Below are 23,615 nucleotides of genomic sequence, written 5' to 3' on the forward strand. Positions count from 1 at the left end.
ACTCCGTCTCGTACAGGCAATTGGCGCTGGTTGTGGGGGCTCGGGCCCCGCTCTCGCTACTGAACGGTACCGCCCCCGGCCGTCGTTTGGTGAACGGCCGGGGGCGGTCCGAAGTGCCCGGTGTGGAAAGCGAATCGGGCGGAAGGGAACCCCGTGGACTTACTGGCCCACTTCGCCGTAGGCGGCGAGCAGGACCGCCGGGTCGGGGCCCTCCAGGACGGTCGGCTTGGCCAGGCCGTCGAGGACGATGAAGCGCAGCAGGTCGCCGCGCGACTTCTTGTCCACCTTCATGGTCTCCAGCAGCTTGGGCCACTGGTCGTAGCGGTAGTACAGCGGCAGGCCCACCGATTCCAGGACCGTGCGGTGACGGTCGGCGGTGGCGTCGTCGAGGCGGCCGGCCAGGCGGCCCAGTTCGGCGGCGAAGTGCATGCCGACGGAGACGGCGGCGCCGTGCCGCCACTTGTAGCGCTCGTTCTTCTCGATGGCGTGGGCCAGGGTGTGCCCGTAGTTGAGGATCTCCCTGAGGCCCGATTCCTTCAGGTCGGAGGAGACGACGTCCGCCTTGACCTTGATGGAGCGCTCGATCAGCTCGGCGGTGTGCGGGCCGGCCGGGGTGCGGGCGGCCTCGGGGTCGGCCTCGATGAGGTCGAGGATGACCGGGTCGGCGATGAAGCCGGCCTTGATGATCTCGGCGAGCCCGGAGACGTAGTCGTTGACCGGGAGGGAGTCCAGCGCGGCCAGGTCGCACAGCACGCCGGCCGGCGGGTGGAAGGCGCCGACGAGGTTCTTGCCCTCGGCGGTGTTGATGCCGGTCTTGCCGCCGACGGCCGCGTCCACCATGGCGAGCACGGTCGTCGGGACGGCGATCCAGCGCACCCCGCGCAGCCAGGTCGCGGCCACGAAGCCGGCCAGGTCGGTGGTCGCGCCGCCGCCGACGCCGACGACGACGTCGGTGCGGGTGAACCCGGACTGGCCGAGCGCCTTCCAGCAGTAGGCGGCGACCTCGGCGGTCTTGGCCTCCTCCGCGTTGGGCACCTGGATGGCGACGGCCTCGTAGCCCTGCTCGGTCAGGTCGGCGCGGAGCGCGTCCCCCGTCTCGGCGAGCGCCTCGGGGTGGATGACGGCGACCCGCTTCGCCTTCTGCCCGATCAGCCCGCCGAGCTCGCCGAGGAGCTGACGGCCGACCAGGACCTCGTAGGGCTCGGACCCCGCGCTGCCGCCGACCCGGATCCGCGTCACAGCGTCACTCATGCTTCCTTCAACTCCAGTGCGTCCAGGGCTGCTTGGCCGACCTCTTCGGGCGTGCGGCCGTCTGTGGGCACGACGGCCGTGGCGACCTCCTCGTAGAGGTGGCGGCGGGCCTCCATGAGGTCGCGCCACTGCTTGCGCGGGTTGACCGCGAGCAGCGGGCGGGCCGTGTTGAGGCCGGTGCGCCGCACGGCCTCCTCGACGTCCATGGACAGGTAGACGACGCGCAGCCCGGACAGCAGGTCACGCGTGTCCGCGTCCAGGATCGAGCCGCCGCCGAGCGCCAGGACGCCGTCGTGCTCGGTGAGCGCGCGGTGCACGGCCCGCTTCTCGACGGCGCGGAAGGCACTCTCGCCGTCCTCGACGAAGATGTCGGCGATGGTGCGGCCCTGCTCGGCGACGATGTCGTCGTCGGTGTCCCGGTAGCCGACACCGAGCCGCTCGGCGAGCAGGCGCCCGACGGTGGACTTGCCGACGCCCATCGGCCCGACCAGGACGACCAGCGGCGCGCTCATCGGATGTGCAGGTTGTCGAGGTAGGACCGCACGTTGCGGTGGGTCTCGGCCACGCTGTCGCCGCCGAACTTCTCCGCGACGGCGTCGGCGAGGACCAGGGCGACCATGGCCTCCGCGACGATGCCGGCGGCCGGCACGGCGCACACGTCGGAGCGCTGGTGGTGGGCCTGCGTGGCCTCGCCGGTGGTGACGTCGACCGTCCGCAGGGCGCGCGGCACGGTGGCGATCGGCTTCATCGCGGCCCGTACGCGCAGCAGCTCGCCGGTTGTCAGGCCGCCCTCGGTGCCGCCGGAGCGGCCGGTGGCGCGCCGGATGCCGTCGGCGGTGGTGACGATCTCGTCGTGCGCCTTGGAACCCGGCACCCGCGCGAGCTCGAAGCCGTCGCCGACCTCGACACCCTTGATGGCCTGGATGCCCATGAGGGCGGCGGCGAGTCGGGCGTCCAGCCGGCGGTCCCAGTGCACGTGGGAGCCGAGGCCCACCGGCACGTCGTAGGCCAGCACCTCGACGACGCCGCCGAGGGTGTCGCCGTCCTTGTGGGCCTGGTCGATCTCCGCGACCATCGCCTTCGACGCGTCCGCGTCCAGGCAGCGCACCGGGTCGGCGTCCAGCTTCTCGACGTCGGCCGGGGTCGGGTAGACGCCGTAGGGCGCCTTGGCGGCGGCCAGCTCCACGACGTGCGAGACGATCTCGATGCCGGCCGTCTCCTTCAGGTACGACCGGGCGACGGCGCCGAGCGCGACCCGGGCGGCCGTCTCGCGCGCGGAGGCGCGCTCCAGGATCGGGCGGGCCTCGTCGAAGCCGTACTTCTGCATGCCGGCCAGGTCGGCGTGGCCGGGACGGGGGCGGGTCAGCGGCGCGTTGCGCGCCAGGCCCGCGAGGACCTCGGGGTCCACCGGGTCCGCCGCCATGACCTGCTCCCACTTCGGCCACTCGGTGTTGCCCACCATGATGGCGACCGGGGAGCCGAGGGTCAGTCCGTGCCGGACGCCGCCGATGAAGGTGACCTGGTCCTGCTCGAACTTCATCCGGGCACCGCGACCGTAGCCGAGCCGGCGCCGGGCCAGGTGGTCCGCCACCATCGCCGTGGTGATCGGCACGCCGGCGGGAAGGCCCTCCAGCGTCGCCACGAGTGCGGGACCGTGGGACTCCCCCGCGGTCAGCCAGCGCAACCTGCTCAACGGTGCTCCTCAGTGCTCGCGCCTGGTACTGCCCTGCGTACGCGCGTCCTCGCGTACGGCAACGGCGTGACCGGGTGCGCGACCCAGGCCCGCCACCTCCGATCCTCCCACGTCCGCGGCCCGGTCCCGGCCGCCGGTCCATCAGGCGGACGGCCGCGTGCGGGCCGCGGGCTCAGCGCGTGGCGTCCGGCCGCTGCTGCGGCGCGTACGCACCGAGGAAGTCCGCACCACTGGGCGCGGCCGAGGTCTGCGCGGCCGGGGCGGCCTGGCTCTGCTGCGGCGCGTACGCACCGAGGAAGTCCGCACCACTGGGCGCGGCCGACGGCTGCGCGGTCTGGTTCTGCTGCGGCGCGTACGCGCCGAGGTAGTCCGCGCCGCTGCCCTGCCCGGGCTGCGCCGCCGCGTGCACGGGCACGCCGGCCCGTACCGCCCGCCGGTGGGCGATCTTGCGCTTGAGCTTGAGGATCCACGAGGCCAGGACGGCGAGCACGATCAGCGCAAGGACCGTGATCTGCACCCACTCGGGCATGAACCGCAGAAAGAACTCGAAGATCTCGCTCTTGCCCCCGGCCAGCGACACCTCTGCGGACACGTTGGACATGTACCTGACTCCCCCTCGACCATGCTCCGCCCCCTGCGGATCTCAGCGGATCCTAGCGGTGCGCCAGCGCGTGTTCTCCCGCTTTTCGCATGGCCTCGACGGGGGCGGGCACCTGTCCGGTCATCTGCTCCACCTGGAGCACCGCCTGGTGCACGAGCAGGTCGAGCCCGCTGACGACCGCCCCGCCGAACATCGACCAGCGCGCGGCCAGCTGGGTAGGCCAGGGGTCGTACAGCACGTCGAAGAGGGTGGCGGGCCGCTCCGGCACCGAGGCGGCCAGCGCGTCGGTGGCCCCGGTCGGCGTGGTCGCGACGACCAGCGGGAAGCGCAGCGCCTCGGCGGCGTCCGCCCAGTCCGCCGTACGGACCCCCACGTCGAGGCGCTCGCCCCACTGCCGCATCTCGACGGCCCGGGCCTCGCTGCGCACGTAGGCGACGATCTCACCGGTGCAGATCCGGGCCAGCGTGGCCAGCGCGGAGGAGGCGGTGGCGCCGGCGCCGAGGATCGCGGCCGACTCCACCTGCTCGACGCCCCGCTCGCGCAGGGCGGCGACCATACCGGGGATGTCGGTGTTGTCGCCGACGCGGCGGCCGTCCTCGGTGAACACGAGCGTGTTGACCGTCTCGACGGAGGCCGCCGTCTCGCTGATCTCGTCGAGCAGCGGGATGACCGCGCGCTTGAGCGGCATGGTCAGTGACAGCCCGGCCCAGTCGGCGCCGAGCCCGTCGACGAAGGCGGGCAGGGCCGCCTCGTCGACGTCGAAGCGGTCGTACGTCCACTCCGTGAGGCCCAGCGCCTCGTACGCGGCGCGGTGCAGCACCGGGGAGAGGGAGTGGGCGATGGGGCTGCCGAGCACGGCGGCCCGGTGACGGCCGACGTGCTCGGCCGGTTCGGTGGTGCTCATGTCCTCAGTTACCGGTGCTCTCGTTGAACTTGTCCCTGAGCCTCTGGAATTCCGCGTAGGTCTTCGCGAATTCCGTCTTGTTCACGCCGTCCGTCGCCACGAAGTAGATCCAGCCGTCCTTCGTCGGATTCAGCGCCGCGGCGAGTGCGTCGGCACCCGGATTTCCGATCGGTCCGGGCGGAAGACCCTTCTGCGTGTACGTGTTGTACGGGTCCTGGTTGCTGTTGATCTCGGCTTCACTGATGTGGATGTTGCTCTCGTTCTTCAGGTAATTGAACGTCGAGTCGAACTGGAGCAACTGGTTGGTCTCGGTGTTCGTCGGCTTGAGACGGTTGTAGACGACCTCGGCCATCTTACGGAAGTCGTCGGTCGTCTTGCCCTCGGCCTGCACGAGACTGGCGACCGTGATGACCTGCAACGGGCTCTTCAGGCCGAAGGCCTTGGCCTTGGCTTCGAGGTCGATCTTGGCGTAGGCCTCGTCGGCCCGCGCGACCATCTCCTTCAGCACCGTCGCGGGTTTCATGCCCTTGGCCGCGCCATAGGTGCCCGGGTGGAGGAAACCCTCCAGCGGGTCCTTGATATCGGTGTCGTCGTTCGCCCAGTCGGGCAGTCCGAGGCTTTCGTACTCCTTCTCGGCGATCTTCCTGGTGGTACCGGAAGCCAGGCCGAGTTTCGTGTCGATCGCCTGGTAGACCTGCACATTGCGCTGGCCGGGCTTGACGAGCACATTGGCCTGGCTTTTCGGGTCGAGCATCATCTCGACGGCACTCTTGGCGGACATCTGTTTCTTCAGGATGTACGCGCCCGCCTGGATGCTCACATCGGGCTTCTGGGTCAGCGCGGAGACGAACGCGTCGACGCTCTTGACGACGCCCGCCTCCTTCAGCCGGCGGCCGATCTCCGCGCCGCCCGCGCCCTTGGGCACCTCGATGCTGACGGTCTGGCCGATGCCGTCGCCTGCGTAGTCCGGGGCCGCGCCGTAACGATTCTGGTAGAACTGGTACCCGAAGTAGCCGGCGCCACCGAGGCCACCGCCGAACACCAGCACGACGACCAGGCAGGCGCATCCGTTGCGGCGTTTCTTCCCCTTGGTGCCCTTGCCGCCCCGGGCCCGCCGGTCCCCGCGGCCACCGCGATCCCCGGGCGTGTCGTCGTCCTCGCCGTCGTCGCCGTCCTGGTCGTCCGCCGCATCGCCCGCGAAAAAGGGGTGCTCGCCCTGTTCCGGCTCCGGATCCCAGTCGGTCCTCTGCTCTCCCGCGGGCTCGACGGGCTTCTCCGGCTCCGGCTGGCGACGGGCGGGCGGCTCCGGCGGCGGGTAGGCGTCCGGGGTGCCGTAGAAATCGGGCTGCTCGGCGCCGTAAGCGGTTGCTTGCTGGCCGTACGGGTCTCCGGGATCGGCGGCGTACGGCATGTGCGCGTGCGTGCCCGTGCCGTCCCAGCCGCCCTCGTGGTAGGGCTGCTGCTGGCCCTGCTGGACATACTGCTGCTGATCGTATTGCTGTTGGTCGTACTGCTGGGGGTACTCCGGCTGGTACGCCTGCTGGTCGTACTGCTGCGCCTGTCCGTGGTCCCAGTCGCCGTACTCCGGCTGCTGCGACTGCTGCGGGTAGTGGTGGTGCTGTGGCTGGCCGCCGTAGGCAGGCTGATGGCCGGCGTGGGCCTGCTGCCCTTCCCATCCGCCGTCCCCGTACAACGGGTCCTGCGGATGCCACGGTTCGGAGCCCGGGCTCCGGCCATACTCAGTCATCGATCCCCTAGAGCCGCGAGGCGGCGGTCGCGCGGCTTGTGGGCCCGGCTCCCGTTCCGCCTCTCTTTGTGCGGCAGCTGTTCGAACACCGCCGCATCGCGCGGAACGTTACCGTATCGCGATCAGATGACCACTTCGACGCCCTCCCCGGGTGGTTTCCCTGACACCCGTTCGGATTCGAGTGCCTGCTGGAGGATGATCACAGCGGCGGCCTGGTCGATGACGGAGCGCCCCTTCTTCGACTTCACCCCCGAGGCACGCAGCCCCTGACTGGCCGACACCGTCGTCATCCGCTCGTCGACGAGCCGGACGGGGACCGGCGCGATGCCCCGGGCCAGCTCCTGCGCGAAGCCGCGGACCTTGACCGCGGCCGGGCCCTCGCCCCCCTTGAGGGAGCGAGGGAGACCGACGACGACCTCGATCGGCTCGTACTCCTCGGCCAGCTGCCTCAGCCGCCGGTGAGCCGCCGGGAGGTCCCGGCCGGGGACCGTCTCCACCGGAGTGGCGAGGATGCCGTCGGGGTCGCACGAGGCGACCCCGATCCGGGCGTCGCCGACGTCGATCGCGAGGCGACGGCCGCGGCGCATGCCCCGGCCGTCCGCGCTCGCCCGTTCCTCGGTGCTCACTTGGCCGTTTCCGCCACGAGCCGCTCGACCGCGTCGACGGCCTCACCGACGGCGGCCGGGTTCTGGCCACCGCCCTGGGCGACGTCCGGCTTGCCGCCACCGCCGCCGCCGAGGGTCTTGGCGGCCGTACGGACCAGGTCGCCGGCCTTGAGGCCGCGCTCGCGGGCGGCCTCGTTGGTGGCGATGACCGTCAGCGGCTTGCCGTTGTTGACCGTGAACAGGGCGACCACGGCGGCCCGGCCGCCCTGGATGCGGCCGCGCACGTCGAGGACCAGTTTGCGGAGGTCGTCCGGCGTGGTGCCGTCCGGGACCCGCCCGGTCACGACGGCGACGCCGCGCACGTCCTTGGCGGACTCCGCGAGACCGGCGGCGGCCTGGAGGACCTTCTCCGCGCGGAACTTCTCGATCTCCTTCTCGGCGTCCTTCAGCTTGCCGAGCATGGCGGAGACCTTCTCCGGCAGCTCCTCCGGGCGGCCCTTGAGGAGCTCCTGGAGCTGGGCGACGACCGTGTGCTCCCGGGCGAGGAAGCTGTAGGCGTCCACGCCGACCAGGGCCTCGATACGGCGCACACCGGAGCCGATGGACGACTCGCCGAGCAGCTTCACCAGGCCGAGCTGGGCGGTGTTGTGCACATGCGTGCCGCCGCACAGCTCCTTGGAGAAGTCACCGATGGTCACCACGCGGACGCGCTCGCCGTACTTCTCGCCGAACTCGGCGATGGCGCCCTGCTTCTTGGCCTCGTCGATGCCCATGATCTCGGCGTGCACGTCCAGGTCGCGGGCGAGCACCTCGTTGATCTTCTGCTCGACGTCGGTCATCACGGCCGTCGGCACGGCGGACGGCGAGCCGAAGTCGAAGCGGAAGCGGCCGGGCTGGTTCTCGGAACCGGCCTGGGCGGCCGTCGGGCCGAGGGCGTCGCGCAGGGCCTGGTGGGTGAGGTGCGTGGCCGAGTGGGCTCGGGCGATGGCCGTACGGCGACGGGCGTCGATCGAGGCGTGGGCCTTGGCGCCGACGGTGACCTCCCCGACCTGGACGACGCCCTTGTGGACGTAGACGCCCGGCACGGGCTTCTGGCAGTCGCGCACCTCGACGACGGCGCCGGTGTCGATCCTGATACGTCCGGTGTCACCGATCTGACCGCCGCCCTCGGCGTAGAACGGGGTGCGGTCGAGGACGATCTCGACCTCGTCGCCCTCGGTGGCGGCGGGCGAGGACACGCCGCTGACCAGGATGCCCACGACCGTGGACTCGCCGTCAGTGTCGGAGTAGCCGATGAACTCGGTCTCGCCGGCGGAGTCGGCGATCTCGCGGTAGGCGCCCATGTCGGCGTGTCCGGTCTTCTTGGCCTGGGCGTCGGCCTTGGCGCGCTCCCGCTGCTCCTTCATCAGGCGGCGGAAGCCCTCCTCGTCCACGGACAGGCCCTGCTCGGCGGCCATCTCCAGGGTGAGGTCGATCGGGAAGCCCCAGGTGTCGTGGAGCAGGAAGGCCTTGTCGCCCGAGAGCACGGTGCCGCCGGACTGCTTGGTCTCCGTGACGGCGGTGTCGAGGATGTTGGTGCCGGCCTTCAGCGTCTTCAGGAAGGCGTTCTCCTCGGCGAGGGCGACCTTCTCGATGCGCTCGCGGTCGGTGACCAGCTCGGGGTACTGCTGGCCCATCATGCCGATCACGACGTCGATCAGGTCCTTGACGACCGGGCCGGTGGCGCCGAGGAGGCGCATGTTGCGGATGGCGCGGCGCATGATGCGGCGCAGGACGTATCCGCGGCCCTCGTTGCCGGGGGTGACGCCGTCGCCGATGAGCATCACCGAGGTGCGCATGTGGTCGGTGACCACGCGCAGGGACACGTCCGAGTCATGGGCGTCGCCGTAGGCCACGCCGGTCAGCTCGGTGGCCTTCTTGATGACGGCCATGGAGGTGTCGATCTCGTACATGTTCTGCACGCGCTGCAGAATCATGGCGAGGCGCTCCAGGCCGAGGCCCGTGTCGATGTTCTTGCTCGGCAGGTCCCCGAGGATCTCGAAGTTGTCCTTGCCGATGCCCTCGCCGCGCTCGTACTGCATGAAGACGAGGTTCCAGATCTCCACGTACCGCTCGTCGTTGACGGCGGGGCCGCCCTCGACGCCGAACTCGGGGCCGCGGTCGTAGTTGATCTCGGAGCACGGGCCGCAGGGGCCGGGGACGCCCATCGACCAGTAGTTGTCCTTCATGCCGAGGCGCTGGATGCGCTCCTTGGGCACGCCGACGACCTCGTGCCAGATGCGCTCGGCCTCGTCGTCGTCCTGGTAGACGGTGATCCACAGGCGCTCGGGGTCGAGGCCGTAGCCGCCCTTGTCCTGGGGCGTGGTGAGCAGCTCCCAGGCGTAGGAGATGGCGCCTTCCTTGAAGTAGTCGCCGAAGGAGAAGTTGCCGCACATCTGGAAGAACGTGCCGTGCCGGGTGGTCTTGCCGACCTCTTCGATGTCCGGCGTGCGCACGCACTTCTGGACGCTGGTGGCACGGGCGTACGGCGGCTTGACCTCGCCCAGGAAGTAGGGCTTGAAGGGCACCATGCCGGCCGGGACGAGGAGCAGAGTCGGGTCGTCCGCGATGAGCGACGCCGAAGGGACGACGGTGTGCCCGCGCTCCTCGAAGAAGCTCAGCCAGCGGCGGCGGATCTCAGCCGACTCCATCAGTGGTCCTCATTCCGGTTGTACGAGTACGTCGGGGCTTCGACGTACGTCGGGTTGCTGCGGTTGTTCTCGATGGCGGCGTACCGCCGGGGTGCCGGGAGTTCGGGGTCCTCGTGGATCCCGAGGGCTTCCTCCAGCTCGGCCTCCCGCCGGGCCATGTTGTCGCGGACGTCGAGCGCGAAGCCCACCGCGCGGTCCTTCAGGCGCGCTCCCGTCTCGAGGGCCTTGTTGGCCGCGGTCGCGGCGAGGCTCTCGGGGGTCAGCTGCCTCAGCTTGCGGTTGACCTTGGTGGTGGCCCACACACCGGCGGCGACGCCCGTGCTGAACCAGAAAGTACGGCGGAACATCGCTGGCTCTCAGTCCCTCTTTCCACGGGGATTGCGCTTGTCCCGCCGGGAGACCGCGCGGCCCACGATCACGGTGCGCCGGGGCGCCTTGGCGGGCATGTCGTCCTCCTTGCGGCCGCCGAGGGCCCGGCGCACGCCGTAGCCGAAGGCTGCGACCTTCACCAGGGGGCCGCCGAAGGTGGAGGCGACGGTCGTGGACAGCGCGGAGGCGTTCGAGGCGACCTCCTGCACGTCCGAGGCGATCGCGTCGACCCGGTCGATCTGGGTCTGCGCGGAGCGCACCGTCGCGGAGGCGTCGGCCAGCAGCGGGACGGCTTTGTCGGTCACGTCCGCGACCAGTTTGGTGGTCGCCCTGAGGGTCTGGGCCAGCCTCGCCAGCGCGACGGCGAGGAAGGAGACCAGGATCGCCCAGAACACGGCCACCAGGATTCCGGCCACCTCTCCACCGGACACTGCGCACCCGCTCCCTGTTTGCTGACTGTTCGCTGACGCCTCTCTCTGGAGGCGAGCCTATCGCGCCGACGCAACCGTTCCGTACCGGATTAGGGGCCCTGCGCGGTGACCGGCTCCGGGTACGCGAAGGCCCGCCGCCCCGCCTGCCCCGAGGGGCAGGGGGACGACGGGCCGAGGCGCGAGGTACCGCGACCGCCGAGGATCAGCGGGCGTAGTACTCGACGACGAGCTGCTCGTCGCAGATCACCGGGATCTCCTTGCGGTTCGGCTCACGGTCCAGGCGGAACGCCAGGGCCTTGAGGTTCACCTGGAGGTAGCGCGGGGTCTCGCCGTCGGGGGCGAAGCCACCCTCGCGGGCGATCGCGAACAGCGTCTTCTCACGGCTGCGCTCGCGGACCATCACGACGTCGTCGGGACGGACGCGGAACGACGGCTTGTCGACCTTCTGGCCGTTGACCTCGATGTGGCCGTGGACGACCATCTGACGGGCCTGGTAGATGGTGCGGGCGATGCCCGAACGCAGGACCAGGGCGTCGAGACGGCGCTCGAGCTCCACGATCAGGGCCTCACCGGTCTTGCCCTGCACCTTGGAGGCACGCTCGTAGGCGCGGACCAGCTGGCGCTCGGAGATGTCGTACTGCGCGCGCAGACGCTGCTTCTCCAGCAGACGGACCTTGTAGTCCGAGTTCTGCTTGCGGCCGCGGCCGTGCTCACCCGGCGGGTAGGGGCGGGCCTCGAAGTACTTGACGGCCTTCGGCGTCAGCGCGATGCCGAGGGCACGCGACTTCTTGACCTTGGGGCGGGACTGGTTCGCCACTGTTTTCGTCTCTTTCCTAGTTTCCGGCTTGTCAGAGTTGAGGGAGGTCGCATCCGCAGCCGGGGAATCCCGCCGGGTCCGTTACCGGACCTGGAGGACAGCCGCTCCCCTGGTCTGGGCACATACGTGCAGCACGCGAGTGGCCCACCGACCGTCCCGAGGCTTCGGGTGGTGGTGGGCTGCCCGCGACACCGTTCGACGGTGCGCGACGCTCCTGGAGCCGGTCCCTGAGGACCGGATCTCCGGCCGATCGTCCCGTTCTGACTGCACGGGACTCAGCACTTCGGTCGAGTCTACAGGGTGCTAGGGCCGCCTACGACCGAGGTGCTTCCTGGTCCATTCGACGGCGTCCGCGTACCGCGCCTCGGCGCCGTGCCGGGTCGGGGTGTAGTACTCGCGCTCCTTGAGGGCGTCCGGCGCGTACTGCTGGGCCGCGATGCCCTCGGGCAGGTCGTGCGGATACACGTACCCCTGCGCGTGCCCCAGTTTCGCCGCGCCCTTGTAGTGCCCGTCCCGCAGATGCGGCGGCACGGGTCCGGCCAGCCCCTTGCGCACGTCCTCCAGGGCGGCGCCGATCGCGGTGGTCGCGGAGTTCGACTTGGGGGCCAGGGCGAGGGCGATGGTGGCGTGGCTGAGGGTGAGGGCGGCCTCGGGGAAGCCGATCAGAGCGACGGCCTGGGCGGCGGCGACCGCGATGGACAGCGCCTGGGGGTCGGCGAGGCCGATGTCCTCGCTGGCCGAGATCATCAGGCGGCGGGCGATGAAGCGGGGGTCCTCGCCGGCCTCGATCATCCGGGCCAGGTAGTGCAGGGCGGCGTCGACGTCGGAGCCGCGGATGGACTTGATGAGGGCGCTGGCGACGTCGTAGTGCTGGTCGCCGTCGCGGTCGTACTTCACGGCGGCCCGGTCGACGGTCTCCTCGAGGGTCGTCAGGGCGATCTCGGTCTCGCCCTTGTCGAGGGCGGCCCCCGCGGCGGCCTCCAGGGCGGTCAGCGCACGGCGGGCGTCCCCGCCGGCGATGCGCAGCAGATGCGCCTCGGTGTCCTCGGGGAGGGTGACGGCGCCCTTGAGTCCGCGGTCGTCGGTGAGGGCGCGGCGGAGCAGGCCGCGCAGGTCGTCGTCGGTGAGGGGTTCGAGGGTGAGCAGCAGCGAGCGGGACAGCAGCGGGGAGATGACCGAGAAGTACGGGTTCTCGGTGGTCGCCGCGATCAGCGTCACCCAGCGGTTCTCGACGGCGGGCAGCAGGGAGTCCTGTTGTGCCTTGCTGAAGCGGTGGATCTCGTCCAGGAAGAGGACGGTCTCCTTGCCGAAGCCGCCGGTGGCGCGGCGGGCGCCGTCGATGACCGCGCGGACCTCCTTGACGCCGGCGGTGATGGCGGACAACTCCACGAAGCGCTTGTTGGTGGCCTTGGAGACGACGTACGCCAAGGTGGTCTTGCCGGTGCCGGGCGGTCCCCAGAGGATCACCGAGGACGGGCCGGCCGGGCCCCCGGAGCCCTCGCCGACCAGGCGGCGCAGGGGGGAGCCCGGCTTCAACAGGTGCTGCTGGCCCACGACCTCGTCGAGGGTGCGCGGGCGCATCCGGACCGCCAGCGGGCTGCCGGCGGGGTCCTTCTCCTGGCGTTCTTCTGCTGCGGCGGTGAACAGGTCGGGCTCCACGCTGAAAACCCTATGTCACCCCACTGACAACGCCGTCGGGCCCGGGCTCAGGCCCAGAGCTGGCTGCCCCAGCGGGTGAGGATCAGCATGGCGATGATGCCGATGTGCGTCGCCGGAAGCACCCAGGTGAACTCGGCGAAGAAGTTCTTCAGCGGACGCGGGGCGGGCAGGAAGCCGTTGCGGATGTTGAACGAGGTCACGTACCAGAACATGACGATCGTCGCGGCCCAGGCGAGCGAGCACCACAGGCACAGCGCGTTGATCCGGTACAGGGACTGGAACATCAGCCAGGCGCAGAAGACGACGCCGAAGAGCGTGCCGAAGTTGAAGGTGAGCCAGTACCAGCGCGGGAAGCGGGCGCGGGCCAGCAGGCTCATGCCGACGCAGATGACGATGCCGTAGCAGACCAGGCCGAGCATCGGGTTGGGGAAGCCGAAGGCCTCCGCCTGCTTGCTCTCCATGATGCTGCCGCAGGACACGATCGGGTTGATGCTGCAACCCGGCGTGAACGTCTCGCCGGCCACCTTGGCCTCGAGGATCTTGAACTTGTCGATCGTGATGACCCACGCGGCGAGCAGTCCGGCCGCGCCGGTGATCACCAGCAGCAGGGCGAACGCCCGGCTGCCGCCCACCGCTCCCGGCGCGGCGGGCTCGTCGCGCTGCGGGTCGGGCTCGGGCTCCGTGGAGACGTCTTTGACTGTCGTCTTGCTCATCACGCCGATTCCGTCACTTGAGACTCGGACCATCTTCGGGCAGGGCCATTGTGCCGCACACGCGCGTGTGAGCACCGTTCGCTGCGCATAAGGGTGGGTGGACACAGCGGTCAGGTGTTCGGTTCCGGACAACCCGCGGGAGACGACGCGGGGACAGCGGCCGGAGACGCGAAGGCGCCGGGTGCCCCGCGGGGCACCCGGCGCCTTCGCACGCGTGGGTCAGCCGAGCCGTGCCTCCAGCTCCGCCACGATCTCGTTGACCCCGACCGCCGTCTGCTCGCCGGACTCCATGTCCTTGAGCTGGACGACCCCCTCGGCGAGGTCGCGCTCACCGGCGACGATCGTGTAGCTGGCACCACTGCGGTTGGCGTTCTTCATGGCGCCCTTGAGGCCCTTGGCGCCGTAGGAGAAGTCGGCGGCGACGCCGAGCTTGCGCAGTTCGGTGACCTTGGCGAACAGGACGCGGCGCGCCTCCTCGCCGAGCGGAACGGCGAAGACGCTGGTGGACGCGGGCAGGTCGAGCTCCACGCCCTCCGCTTCCAGGGCCAGGACCGTGCGGTCGACGCCGAGGGCCCAGCCGACGGACGGCAGCGCGGGGCCGCCGATCATCTCGGACAGGCCGTCGTAGCGGCCGCCGCCGCCCACCGCGGACTGAGAGCCGAGACCGTCGTGGACGAACTCGAAGGTCGTGCGCGTGTAGTAGTCCAGGCCGCGGACCAGCTTCGGGTCGTCCTCGAAGGCGACCCCGGCGGCCGTGATCAGCTCGCGGACCTCCTCGTGGTACGTCTTGCAGGCGTCGCAGAGGTAGTCGCGCAGCAGCGGGGCGCCCGTGAGCTGCTTCTGCACCGACTCGCGCTTGTCGTCCAGGACCCGCAGCGGGTTGATCTCCGCGCGGCGGAGCGTGTCCTCGTCCAGGTCCAGGCCGCGCAGGAAGTCCTGCAGGGCGGCCCGGTAGACGGGGCGGCACTCCTTGTCGCCCAGGCTGTTCAGCAGGATCCGGAAGTTCCTCAGGCCCAGCGAGCGGTACGCCTGGTCGGCCAGGATGATCAGCTCGGCGTCCAGGGCCGGGTCCTCCGCGCCGATCGCCTCGGCGCCGACCTGGGAGAAGTGGCGGTAGCGGCCCTTCTGGGGGCGCTCGTAGCGGTAGTACGAGCCCGAGTACCAGAGCTTGACGGGCAGGTTGCCCGCCTTGTGCAGGCTGGCCTCCAGGGCCGCGCGCAGGACGGACGCGGTGCCCTCGGGGCGCAGGGCGAGCCGGTCGCCGCCCTTGGTCTCGAAGGCGTACATCTCCTTGGTCACGATGTCGGTGGACTCGCCGACACCGCGCGCGAAGAGCTCGACGCTCTCGAAGCCGGGCGTCTCGACGTAGCCGTAGCCGGAGTTGCGCAGCGGGGCGGCGATCGCCTCACGGACGGCGAGGTACTTGGCGGAATCGGGCGGCAGAAGGTCGTACGTGCCCTTGGGGGCCTTGAAGGTGCTCACGGGAAGTCTCTCGTCACATTCCTCGTCGGGGAGCGTCCACGCTCCCGAGGCCGGCGGCCACCTGCCGCAGATAGGGGTTGGTGGCGCGCTCCTGGCCGATGGTCGTCTGGGGGCCGTGGCCGGACAGCACCACGGTCGAGTCGTCGAGCGGCAGGCACACGCGGGCCAGCGAGTCGAGCATCTCGGCCATGTCACCGCCGGGCAGGTCGGTGCGTCCGATGGAGCCGGCGAACAGCAGGTCGCCCGAGAAGAAGACGGACGGGATGTCCGCCGCCTCGGGCATCCGGAAGGTCACCGACCCCTTGGTATGGCCCGGCGCGTGCGCGACGGAGAACTCCAGACCCGCCAGGGCCAGCTCGGTGCCGTCGGACAGCTCACGGACGTCGTCCGGCTCCCCCACGGTCAGCTCGCCCATCAGCGGCATCCCTATGGACCGGCCGAGGGCCTTCTCGGGGTCGCTCATCATGTACCGGTCCTCGGGGTGGATCCAGGCCGGTACGTCGTGCGCCCCGCAGACCGGGACGACCGAGGCCACATGGTCGATGTGACCGTGGGTGAGGACGACGGCGACGGGCTTGAGCCGATGCTTCCTGATCGCTTCCTCGACTCCGGGGGCCGCCTGGTGGCCCGGGTCGATGATCACGCACTCCTCACCGGCGGCGGGGGCGACGAGATAACAGTTCGTCCCCCAGGCCCCGGCGGGGAACCCGGCAATGAGCACGATCGTCCTTCGTTTGTGTCGGTACGGGTGGGCTTGCGAGCGGCTGTGCCCGTCGTCAGAGCCTACCGGCGCTGCCGTTTCCTCAGCGAACCCATATACGGTACGGGGCACACGCGGGCGGTCGGCCCCGACTGACGCGCGCGTACCGGCCGACGTACGAGACGCACGAGGAGAGAACCCGGTGGTCACCCAGGAACAGCGCAAGCGTCAGCTCGCCCGGGAGAAGTTCTTGCGGCAGCAGCAGCGCCGCACGGCCGCGCGGCGCAAGGCCCGCATGCGCAACTCGGTGATCGCGTCGGTTCTCGGCGTGATCCTGGTGGGCAGCCTGGCGCTCTACACGACGGGCGTCATGAAGGACGACGACAAGGCGAACGCGAGCTCGGAGACGACGCCGGCCGCCACCCCCAGCGCGGTCAAGGACCCGTGCGAGAAGCCCGCCGCGGGCTCGGTGAAGACGCAGACCTGGAAGAAGGAGCCGGCGGTCACCATCGACAAGTCGGCGAAGTACACGATGAAGCTCGCCACGACGTGCGGCGAGATAGACGTCGCGCTGAAGGCCTCGGCCGCCCCGCACACCGTGAACTCGTTCAACTTCCTGGCCGGAAAGGGCTACTTCGACCACACCAAGTGCCACCGGCTCACCACCAACGGGATCTACGTGCTCCAGTGCGGCGACCCGACGGGCAGCGGCAGCGGCGGCCCCGGCTACACCATCCCGGACGAGAACCTGAAGGACGCCGGTCTCAAGGGCAACGTCTACCCGGCGGGCACGGTCGCGATGGCCAACACCGGTCAGGCGCACACCGGCGGCAGCCAGTTCTTCCTCGTCTACCAGGACAGTCAGCTCCCGCCCAGCTACACACCGTTCGGTACGGTGTCGGCCGAGGGCATGACCGTCCTGAAGAAGATCGCCGCCGCGGGCGAGAACACGGGAGGCGGTGACGGCGCCCCGAACGCGACGGTCGTGATCAACAAGGCGACGGTCACGAAGTCCTGACGGCAGGGCGGCCAACTGCGCAATTTCGGTCGCGCGGGATGCGGACAGGCGACCCGCCGGTCGCCTATGTTGGCCGTGACGAAACTGTGGACGATGCCGGGGGCGCCGAAGCCCTGTGCAGGCATCATGTGGAGGAGGCGCTGTGAGCAGCGACCCGTGGGGCCGCGTCGACGAGACGGGGACCGTGTACGTGCGTACGGCCGACGGCGAGCAGGTCGTCGGTTCCTGGCAGGCCGGCTCCCCCGAGGAGGCGCTGGCCTACTTCGAGCGCAAGTACGAGGGCCTGGTTGTCGAGATCGGCCTCCTCGAGAAGCGAGTGCAGACCACCGACCTGTCGGCGAAGGACGCCCAGACCGCCATCGACCATCTGCGCGAGCAGGTGGACGCGCACCACGCGGTCGGCGACCTGGACGCGCTGCGGGCCCGGCTGGACAAGCTGGTGGCGACGGTCGACACACGGCGCGAGGAGCGCAAGCAGCAGCGCGCCAAGCAGTCCGACGAGGCCCGCAAGGCCAAGGAGGACCTGGTCGCGGAGGCGGAGCGGCTGGCGCAGTCCGACCAGTGGCGGGCGGCCGGTGAGCGGCTGCGGGCGCTGGTGGACACCTGGAAGGGCCTGCCGCGCCTGGACCGCAAGTCCGACGACGAGCTGTGGCACCGGTTCTCGCACGCGCGGTCGGCGTTCTCCAAGCGGCGCAAGCAGCACTTCGCGCAGCTGGACGCGCAGCGCGAGGAGGCGCGCCGCACCAAGGAGCGGCTGGTCGCCGAGGCCGAGGCGCTGTCCGGCTCGACGGACTGGGGTCCGACGGCCGCGCGCTACCGCGAGCTGATGGCGGAGTGGAAGGCCGCCGGCCGCGCCCAGCGCGAGCACGAGGACGACCTGTGGAACCGCTTCCGCGGCGCCCAGGACGTGTTCTTCGCCGCCCGCAGCTCGGTGTTCGCCGAGCGGGACGCCGAGCAGGCCGAGAACCTGAAGTTGAAGGAGGAACTGGCCGAGGAGGCCGAGAAGATCCTCCCGGTCACGGATCTGAAGGCGGCGCGGGCCGCGTTCCGCTCGATCAACGAGCGCTGGGAGGCCATCGGCCATGTGCCGCGCGACGCCCGGCCGAAGGTCGAGGGCCGGATGCACTCCGTGGAGCGGGCGATCCAGGAGGCCGAGGAGGCCGAGTGGCGCCGGACCAACCCGGAGGCACGGGCGCGTGCCGAGGGTCTGACCGGTCAGCTCCAGGCGGCCGTGGACAAGCTGAGGGCGCAGATCGAGCAGGCGCGCGCCCAGGGCAACACCGCGAAGGCCGACAAGCTGGAGCGGGAGCTGGAGGGCCGTCAGGCGCTGCTGGACCAGGCCCTGAAGGGTCTGCAGGAGTTCGGCGGCTGAGGCGGTACTCGCCTCGCCAGGTCGTCGCCTCGCTGGAGGCCCGAAAGGCCCGTCGGTTCTCACCGGCGGGCCTTCGGCGTGTCTCAGGACGGGCCGCCCCGCTCGCTGATGTCCAGGGCGTGCTTGAGCACCTCGCAGGCCTGGAGGTGGTTGCCGGACTCCTGGAGGAGGTCGGCCAGCCGTCGGCAGACCAGCACCGCCTCGGGGCCGTACACCTTGTGGACCTGCTGGAAGGCGAGTTCCAGGACCTCGATCGCCTCCTTGACCTGGCCGGTCTCGGCGAGCAGCGCGGAGAGTTCCAGCTGGACGGCGAGCAGATCGCCCGGGGCGCCGGCGGTCTGCTGTTCCTGGAGGGCGAGCCGCAGGACCGGCAGGGCGTCGCGGATGTTGCCCTCGGCGCGCAGCAGCCGGGCGACGGCGAGGCCGGTGGAGACCATGGCGGCACGGACGTCGGCGGGCAGCACGGGCCCGGCGGGGATGCGGTGACCGGCGCGGGCCTTGTTGCGGGCCAGCGGGAGCCGTCCGACGCCGTTCTCCTGGGAGTGCTGGGGCAGCGGGCGGTTCTTGGCGCGCAGGCGTTCCAGGAGGACGCGGTAGAGCGTGTCGAGGTCCAGCAGCTCGGGGCCGTCCGGGACGCCGTCGCGCAGCACGGTGAGCAGTTCCCCGGTGAAGGCGGTGTAGCGCTCGCCGTCGGGGGCGAGGGCGATGCGGTCGCGCGGCGAGGCGGTCAGCACGTAGGCGCCGTCGACGGCGGCCTCGGCGGCCAGGACGTCGCCGCCGGCCAGGGCGCGGGCGGCGCGGCCGCTGAAGCAGCAGTCGAGGACGACGACCTTGCGGCGGGCCCGGGTGGAGCGCAGGGCGGTGCGCAGATGCTGGTAGGCGACGGCGGTGTAGCCGAGGTGTTCCCGGGAGTCGCCCAGGGCGAGGTAGAGGTCGGCGGAGTCCGAGTCCCGCATGCCGTGTCCGGCGAAGTAGACGAGGAGGGTGTCGGTGGCCTCCTCGCTCGCCTGGTGGACCGGGTCGAGGATGCTCTGCGGGCTGAGCGGGTCGGTGACGACCGTGCAGTGCTGCACGGGCAGCCCCCACACCGTGGCGTCGCACAGTTCGGCGGCGAGGTCGACGACGCCCGTCTCGACGGCGGGCAGCTGCGGCAGGTGGCGGTAGGAGGCGGTGCCGATGAGGACGGCCCGCGAGCGCGCCGGGTCAGGCAGTGCCGTCATCGCCTCCGCTTCCCTCGGTCTGCGGGACGGGCCGGACGGTCGCGGGCGCGGTGTCGCCGTCGAGGGCGGCGACCAGACGGCGTACGGCGTCCTCGTCCCGGGCGGCCTCGGCGGTGAGGACGATCTCCACCTCGCCGCGGCGCAGGGTGACGGCCGGGGCGCGGCGGCGGGAAGCCTGCCATTGCAGGACGGACACGACCAGGGAGGCCGCGGACAGCCCTGCCGAGACGGCGAACTGGAGGATGTCGAAGCCGGTGCCCATGCCGCCGGGCGGGGGCGGGGCGGCGCTGCCTGGCCGCACCGGCAGGTCGGCGACGTCCTCGCGCAGCCAGAGCAGCAGGGAGCGCAGGTCGTCCTCGGTCCCCGTGACGTCCAGGGTGGCCGAGATCTCCGCGCAGAGGTCAGTCATCGGGTCCGTCCGTTCGTCGTGCCACACGTCTGTTGACGTCGGCGAAGAGCTTCAGCGCGTCGCGCCGGGCGTCGAGTCTGGCCAGGCACACGGCGTGCCAGTACCGGCTGGTCAGGGTGGTGGGGTGGTCGGGTCCCAGGGTGGAGAGGCAGACCGGGACCACGACCGACAGCATCTGGGCCGCCTCCTCCAGCCGGCCGCGCAGCACCAGGTTGACCGCCTCGCGCTGCCGGGACAGCGCGCTCTGCGGGGTCATGCTGCCCAGCACGATCCGGCGGGTGGCGTCGCTGAGGGTGACGGGCCGGAAGGGGTCCCCGGGCACCTCCCGCTGAGCGGGCAGCACGGCCGCCTCGTCCCAGAGGTACTCCGGAGCCTCCTCGACCGTGGCGGCCCGTGAGACCGGGGCGGGGACCGGCGGTACCGCGTGCGCGTCGCGTACGGCGTCGTCCCGCACCCGGCCCCCGACGATCTCCGCCAGCCGTTCGGTGCCGCCGTAGCTCATGGGCAGGAGGGTGCCGCGGATCGTCGCGGGGTCCCGGCGGCGCAGGACGGGGTTCTGGCGGCACAGGTCGTCGACCAGTCGGCACAGCTCCTCGGGGCAGTCCCAGCGCGTCCCCGAGAGCCGGGGGACGCCCTCGCCGAGGGCGAGTTCCATGATGGCGCCGTAGTCGACGGTCGGGCCGAACGGCAGCTCGCCGGTGATCATCAGGTACAGGCAGGTGCCGAGGCCGTACCAGTCCGCCGCGCGTTCCGGCAGGGCGCCGCGCATGGCTTCCGGGGCCATGAACTGCGGGGTGCCGACCAGGGCGCCGGTCCGGGTGATCGCGACCTCGCCGGCGAGCCGGGCCAGTCCGAAGTCCTGGAGGACGACCCGCCCGCTGCGGGTGATGCCGACGTTGGTGGGTTTGACGTCACGGTGCAGGACCCCGGCCTGGTGGGCGGCCTCCAGGGCCTCGGTGACGCCGAACGCCACCGTGCACGCCACCTCGGCCGGCAGTGGCTCCCCGTCCGCGACCAGATCGGCCAGGGTGACGCCGTCGAGGACCTGCATCACCAGGTACGGCGTGCCGTCGTGGACGCCGCTGTCGTACAGCGTGACGACGCCGGGGTGGTCGATCCGGGCCAGGGCCCGCGCCTCGCGCTGGAAGCGGTCCCAGGCCTCGCTGGTGCCCGGCAGACCCTCGACGGCGGTGAGCATCTTGACGGCGACGCGCCGGTCGAGCCGGGTGTCCTCCGCCTCGTGGACGACGCCCATGCCGCCGCGTCCGAGGAGCCGCACCGGGCGGTAGCGGCCCGCCACTAACCCGTCTTCGTCCGCCCCGCCCATGCCGCTCCCCCGTCTTCCCCTGCTCGGCTCTTCCGGTGCGTCACGGCCTGCGTGCCGACGTCACCCGGTACACGTCGTAGACGCCCTCCACCCCGCGGACGGCCTTCAGGACGTGCCCGAGGTGCTTGGGGTCGCCCATCTCGAAGGTGAAGCGGGAGGTGGCCACCCGGTCCCGGGAGGTCTGCACGGCCGCCGAGAGGATGTTGACGTGCTGGTCGGACAGGACCCGGGTGACGTCCGACAGGAGCCGGGAGCGGTCCAGGGCCTCGACCTGGATGGCGACCAGGAAGACCGAGGACTGCGTCGGCGCCCACTCGACGTCGAGGATGCGCTCCGGTTCACGCGACAGTGACTCCACGTTGACGCAGTCGCTGCGGTGAACCGATACGCCACTACCGCGGGTGACGAAGCCGATGATCGGATCGCCGGGGACGGGCGTACAGCAGCGGGCCAGCTTGACCCAGACGTCCTCGACGCCCTTGACCACGACACCCGGGTCGTTGCTGGTACGCCGCTTGCGGCCACGGGTGCGGGACGGCGGGACCGCCTCGTCGATCTCCTCGGTGGCGGCCTCCTCGCCGCCGAGCGCCTGCACCAGCTTCTGCACGACGTTCTGCGCGGCCACATGGCCCTCGCCGATCGCGGCGTACAGGGACGAGATGTCCGGGTAGCGCATCTCGTGCGCCAGCGTGACCAGCGAGTCGCCGGTGAGGATGCGCTGGATCGGCAGGTTCTGCTTGCGCATCGCGCGCGCGATGGCGTCCTTGCCCTGCTCGATCGCCTCGTCGCGGCGCTCCTTGGAGAACCATCCCCGGATCTTGTTGCGGGCGCGCGGCGACTTGACGAAGCCCAGCCAGTCGCGGGAGGGGCCCGCGCCGGGTGCCTTGGAGGTGAAGACCTCCACCAGATCGCCGTTGTCCAGGGTCGATTCCAGCGGTACGAGCCTGCCGTTGACCCGCGCCCCTATGGTGCGGTGGCCGACCTCGGTGTGGACCGCGTAGGCGAAGTCCACCGGCGTGGCCCCCGCCGGGAGCGCTATGACGTCTCCCTTCGGGGTGAAGACGAAGACCTCGTTGCGGGAGAGGTCGAAGCGCAGCGACTCCAGGAACTCGCTGGGGTCCTCGGTCTCCTTCTGCCAGTCCAGCAGCTGCCGCAGCCACGCCATGTCGTTGATGGCGTCCTTGTCCTTGCCGGACGTGCGCGGCGCGTCGGTGCGGACCTTGGAGGCGCCGGCGACCGCCTCCTGCTTGTACTTCCAGTGCGCGGCGATGCCGTACTCGGCGCGGCGGTGCATGTCGAACGTGCGGATCTGGAGCTCGACCGGCTTGCCGTTGGGGCCGATGACCGTCGTGTGCAGCGACTGGTACATGTTGAACTTGGGCATCGCGATGTAGTCCTTGAACCGGCCGGGGACCGGGTTCCATCGCGCGTGCACCGTGCCCAGCGCCGCGTAGCAGTCGCGGACGGTGTCCACGAGGACACGGATGCCCACCAGGTCGTAGATCTCCGCGAAGTCACGGCCGCGGACGATCATCTTCTGGTAGACGCTGTAGTAGTGCTTCGGGCGGCCGGTGACGGTCGCCTTGATGCGGGCGGCGCGCAGGTCGGCCTGGACCTCGTCGGTCACTATGGCCAGATACTCGTCACGTTTCGGTGCCCGCTCGGCCACCAGCCGTACGATCTCGTCGTACATCTTGGGGTAGAGGATCGCGAAGGCGAGGTCCTCCAGTTCCCACTTGATGGTGTTCATGCCGAGGCGGTGGGCGAGCGGCGCGTAGATCTCGAGGGTCTCGCGCGCCTTCTTCTCCTGCTTCTCGCGCTTGAGGTAGCGCATGGTGCGCATGTTGTGCAGGCGGTCGGCGAGCTTGATGACCAGGACGCGCGGGTCCTTCGCCATGGCGACGACCATCTTGCGCACCGTCTCGGCCTGCGCGGCCTCGCCGAACTTGACCTTGTCCAGCTTGGTGACGCCGTCGACGAGCAGCGCGACCACGTCGCCGAAGTCGCGGCGCAGGTCGTCCAGACCGTACTCGGTGTCCTCGACGGTGTCGTGCAGCAGGCCCGCCATGAGGGTGGCCGGGTCCATGCCGAGCTCGGCGAGGATCGTGGTCACCGCGAGCGGGTGGGTGATGTACGGGTCGCCGCTCTTGCGTTTCTGACCGCGGTGCCAGCGCTCGGCGACCTGGTAGGCCTTCTCGATCTGGCGCAGCGTCGCCGTCTCGATCTTGGGGTCGTTGCTGCGCACTATCCGCAGCAGCGGTTCCAGGACCGGGTTGTAGGGGTTGGCGCGCTGGACACCGAGACGGGCGAGGCGGGCGCGGACGCGGTTGGAGGAGCCGGTGCGGGCCGGCGGCTGCGCGGCGGCGGGCCGGGCCGCGGGCGGCGTCGCGGGGCGCTCGGCCGGGGCCGGCTTGGGGCGGGGCTGCTCGGCCGGCTTGTCGACGGGCGCGGTGCGGTCGTGCCGAGCCGGCCCGCGGCTGTCGTCGTGCGCGTGCGACGCGGGCGTGGCCGCGGGCGCCGAAGCGGACTCGGGCTTGGCGGCTGTCAGGTGTTGGGCCTCGTCTGGCAAGAGGACTCCTCGTGCGCGATCCGGGTCCCCCGGTCAGG

The 23,615-nt window shown here is 71.0% G+C and carries 21 protein-coding genes; 2 read left to right on the plus strand and 19 right to left on the minus strand.

The features are described from left to right. Nucleotides 1-159 precede the first annotated feature (159 nt). The 15 genes from aroB to ALMP_RS34135 form a co-directional block, all read right to left on the minus strand. On the minus strand, nt 160-1,251 hold the full coding sequence (gene aroB / locus ALMP_RS34065; protein WP_264935493.1) for a 3-dehydroquinate synthase: 1,092 nt from the start codon (nt 1,249-1,251) through the stop codon (nt 160-162). After that, entirely contained in the window at nt 1,248-1,763 is a 516-nt protein-coding gene (locus ALMP_RS34070) for a shikimate kinase (RefSeq protein WP_264935494.1), read from the minus strand. Before ALMP_RS34070 ends, aroB begins: the two co-directional genes overlap by 4 nt. Next, entirely contained in the window at nt 1,760-2,944 is a 1,185-nt protein-coding gene (gene aroC / locus ALMP_RS34075) for a chorismate synthase (protein ID WP_264935496.1), read from the minus strand. The genes ALMP_RS34070 and aroC overlap by 4 nt, the downstream gene beginning before the upstream one ends. Nucleotides 2,945-3,116: 172 nt before the next feature. After that, the gene (locus ALMP_RS34080) at nt 3,117-3,545 is read right to left on the minus strand and encodes a hypothetical protein (RefSeq protein ID WP_264935498.1); all 429 of its coding nucleotides are present in this window, start codon (nt 3,543-3,545) and stop codon (nt 3,117-3,119) included. Between the two features lie 52 nt (nt 3,546-3,597). Next, nucleotides 3,598-4,449, minus strand: a complete 852-nt coding sequence (locus ALMP_RS34085; protein WP_264935499.1) for a shikimate dehydrogenase — start codon at nt 4,447-4,449, stop codon at nt 3,598-3,600. A gap of 4 nt (nt 4,450-4,453) precedes the next feature. After that, the gene (gene mltG / locus ALMP_RS34090) at nt 4,454-6,196 is read right to left on the minus strand and encodes an endolytic transglycosylase MltG (protein WP_264935501.1); all 1,743 of its coding nucleotides are present in this window, start codon (nt 6,194-6,196) and stop codon (nt 4,454-4,456) included. A gap of 122 nt (nt 6,197-6,318) precedes the next feature. Further along, nucleotides 6,319-6,783, minus strand: coding sequence for a Holliday junction resolvase RuvX (gene ruvX, locus ALMP_RS34095; RefSeq protein ID WP_264935677.1), 465 nt, complete (start codon nt 6,781-6,783; stop codon nt 6,319-6,321). A 35-nt stretch (nt 6,784-6,818) separates the two neighbouring features. Next, nucleotides 6,819-9,491: an alanine--tRNA ligase gene (gene alaS, locus ALMP_RS34100; protein ID WP_264935503.1), complete on the minus strand. Its 2,673-nt coding sequence runs from the start codon at nt 9,489-9,491 to the stop codon at nt 6,819-6,821. Beyond that, nucleotides 9,491-9,838: a hypothetical protein gene (locus ALMP_RS34105; RefSeq protein WP_264935504.1), complete on the minus strand. Its 348-nt coding sequence runs from the start codon at nt 9,836-9,838 to the stop codon at nt 9,491-9,493. The genes alaS and ALMP_RS34105 overlap by 1 nt, the downstream gene beginning before the upstream one ends. Before the next feature lie 9 nt (nt 9,839-9,847). Further along, nucleotides 9,848-10,291, minus strand: a complete 444-nt coding sequence (locus tag ALMP_RS34110) for a DUF948 domain-containing protein (protein ID WP_264935505.1) — start codon at nt 10,289-10,291, stop codon at nt 9,848-9,850. A 202-nt stretch (nt 10,292-10,493) separates the two neighbouring features. After that, nucleotides 10,494-11,108 (minus strand): 30S ribosomal protein S4, encoded by a 615-nt coding sequence (gene rpsD / locus ALMP_RS34115; protein ID WP_264935506.1) that lies wholly within the window; start codon nt 11,106-11,108, stop codon nt 10,494-10,496. A 303-nt stretch (nt 11,109-11,411) separates the two neighbouring features. Then, on the minus strand, nt 11,412-12,767 hold the full coding sequence (locus ALMP_RS34120; RefSeq protein WP_264935508.1) for a replication-associated recombination protein A: 1,356 nt from the start codon (nt 12,765-12,767) through the stop codon (nt 11,412-11,414). 47 nt (nt 12,768-12,814) lie between these two features. Beyond that, nucleotides 12,815-13,480, minus strand: a complete 666-nt coding sequence (locus tag ALMP_RS34125) for a vitamin K epoxide reductase family protein (protein ID WP_264935510.1) — start codon at nt 13,478-13,480, stop codon at nt 12,815-12,817. Nucleotides 13,481-13,699: 219 nt separating this feature from the next. Next, a complete protein-coding gene (gene hisS / locus ALMP_RS34130) occupies nt 13,700-14,962 on the minus strand; it encodes a histidine--tRNA ligase (protein WP_264935512.1) in 1,263 nt (420 codons plus the stop codon). 13 nt (nt 14,963-14,975) lie between these two features. Next, the gene (locus ALMP_RS34135; protein ID WP_264935513.1) at nt 14,976-15,683 is read right to left on the minus strand and encodes an MBL fold metallo-hydrolase; all 708 of its coding nucleotides are present in this window, start codon (nt 15,681-15,683) and stop codon (nt 14,976-14,978) included. Between the two features lie 181 nt (nt 15,684-15,864). On the opposite strand from ALMP_RS34135, the gene ALMP_RS34140 reads away from it, so the two are divergent. After that, the gene (locus ALMP_RS34140; protein ID WP_264935514.1) at nt 15,865-16,680 is read left to right on the plus strand and encodes a peptidylprolyl isomerase; all 816 of its coding nucleotides are present in this window, start codon (nt 15,865-15,867) and stop codon (nt 16,678-16,680) included. A 142-nt stretch (nt 16,681-16,822) separates the two neighbouring features. Next, nucleotides 16,823-18,052, plus strand: coding sequence for a DUF349 domain-containing protein (locus ALMP_RS34145; RefSeq protein WP_264935515.1), 1,230 nt, complete (start codon nt 16,823-16,825; stop codon nt 18,050-18,052). A gap of 83 nt (nt 18,053-18,135) precedes the next feature. On the opposite strand, the gene ALMP_RS34150 is transcribed toward ALMP_RS34145, so the two are convergent. From ALMP_RS34150 to ALMP_RS34165, 4 genes are read right to left on the minus strand one after another with little or no spacing between them, the layout of a single operon-like run. After that, nucleotides 18,136-19,272: a caspase domain-containing protein gene (locus ALMP_RS34150; protein ID WP_264935516.1), complete on the minus strand. Its 1,137-nt coding sequence runs from the start codon at nt 19,270-19,272 to the stop codon at nt 18,136-18,138. Continuing rightward, complete coding sequence (locus tag ALMP_RS34155; protein ID WP_264935518.1) at nt 19,256-19,681, minus strand: hypothetical protein; 426 nt, start codon at nt 19,679-19,681, stop codon at nt 19,256-19,258. The genes ALMP_RS34150 and ALMP_RS34155 overlap by 17 nt, the downstream gene beginning before the upstream one ends. Beyond that, nucleotides 19,674-21,008, minus strand: coding sequence for a serine/threonine-protein kinase (locus ALMP_RS34160; RefSeq protein ID WP_264935519.1), 1,335 nt, complete (start codon nt 21,006-21,008; stop codon nt 19,674-19,676). The genes ALMP_RS34155 and ALMP_RS34160 overlap by 8 nt, the downstream gene beginning before the upstream one ends. A gap of 40 nt (nt 21,009-21,048) precedes the next feature. Further along, nucleotides 21,049-23,577 carry a bifunctional (p)ppGpp synthetase/guanosine-3',5'-bis(diphosphate) 3'-pyrophosphohydrolase gene (locus tag ALMP_RS34165; RefSeq protein ID WP_264935521.1) on the minus strand — a complete coding sequence of 843 codons (2,529 nt, stop codon included), beginning with the start codon at nt 23,575-23,577 and terminating at the stop codon, nt 21,049-21,051. Nucleotides 23,578-23,615 lie beyond the last annotated feature (38 nt).

The sequence above is a fragment of the Streptomyces sp. A012304 genome, assembly GCF_026008495.1.
Lineage (GTDB): Bacteria > Actinomycetota > Actinomycetes > Streptomycetales > Streptomycetaceae > Streptomyces.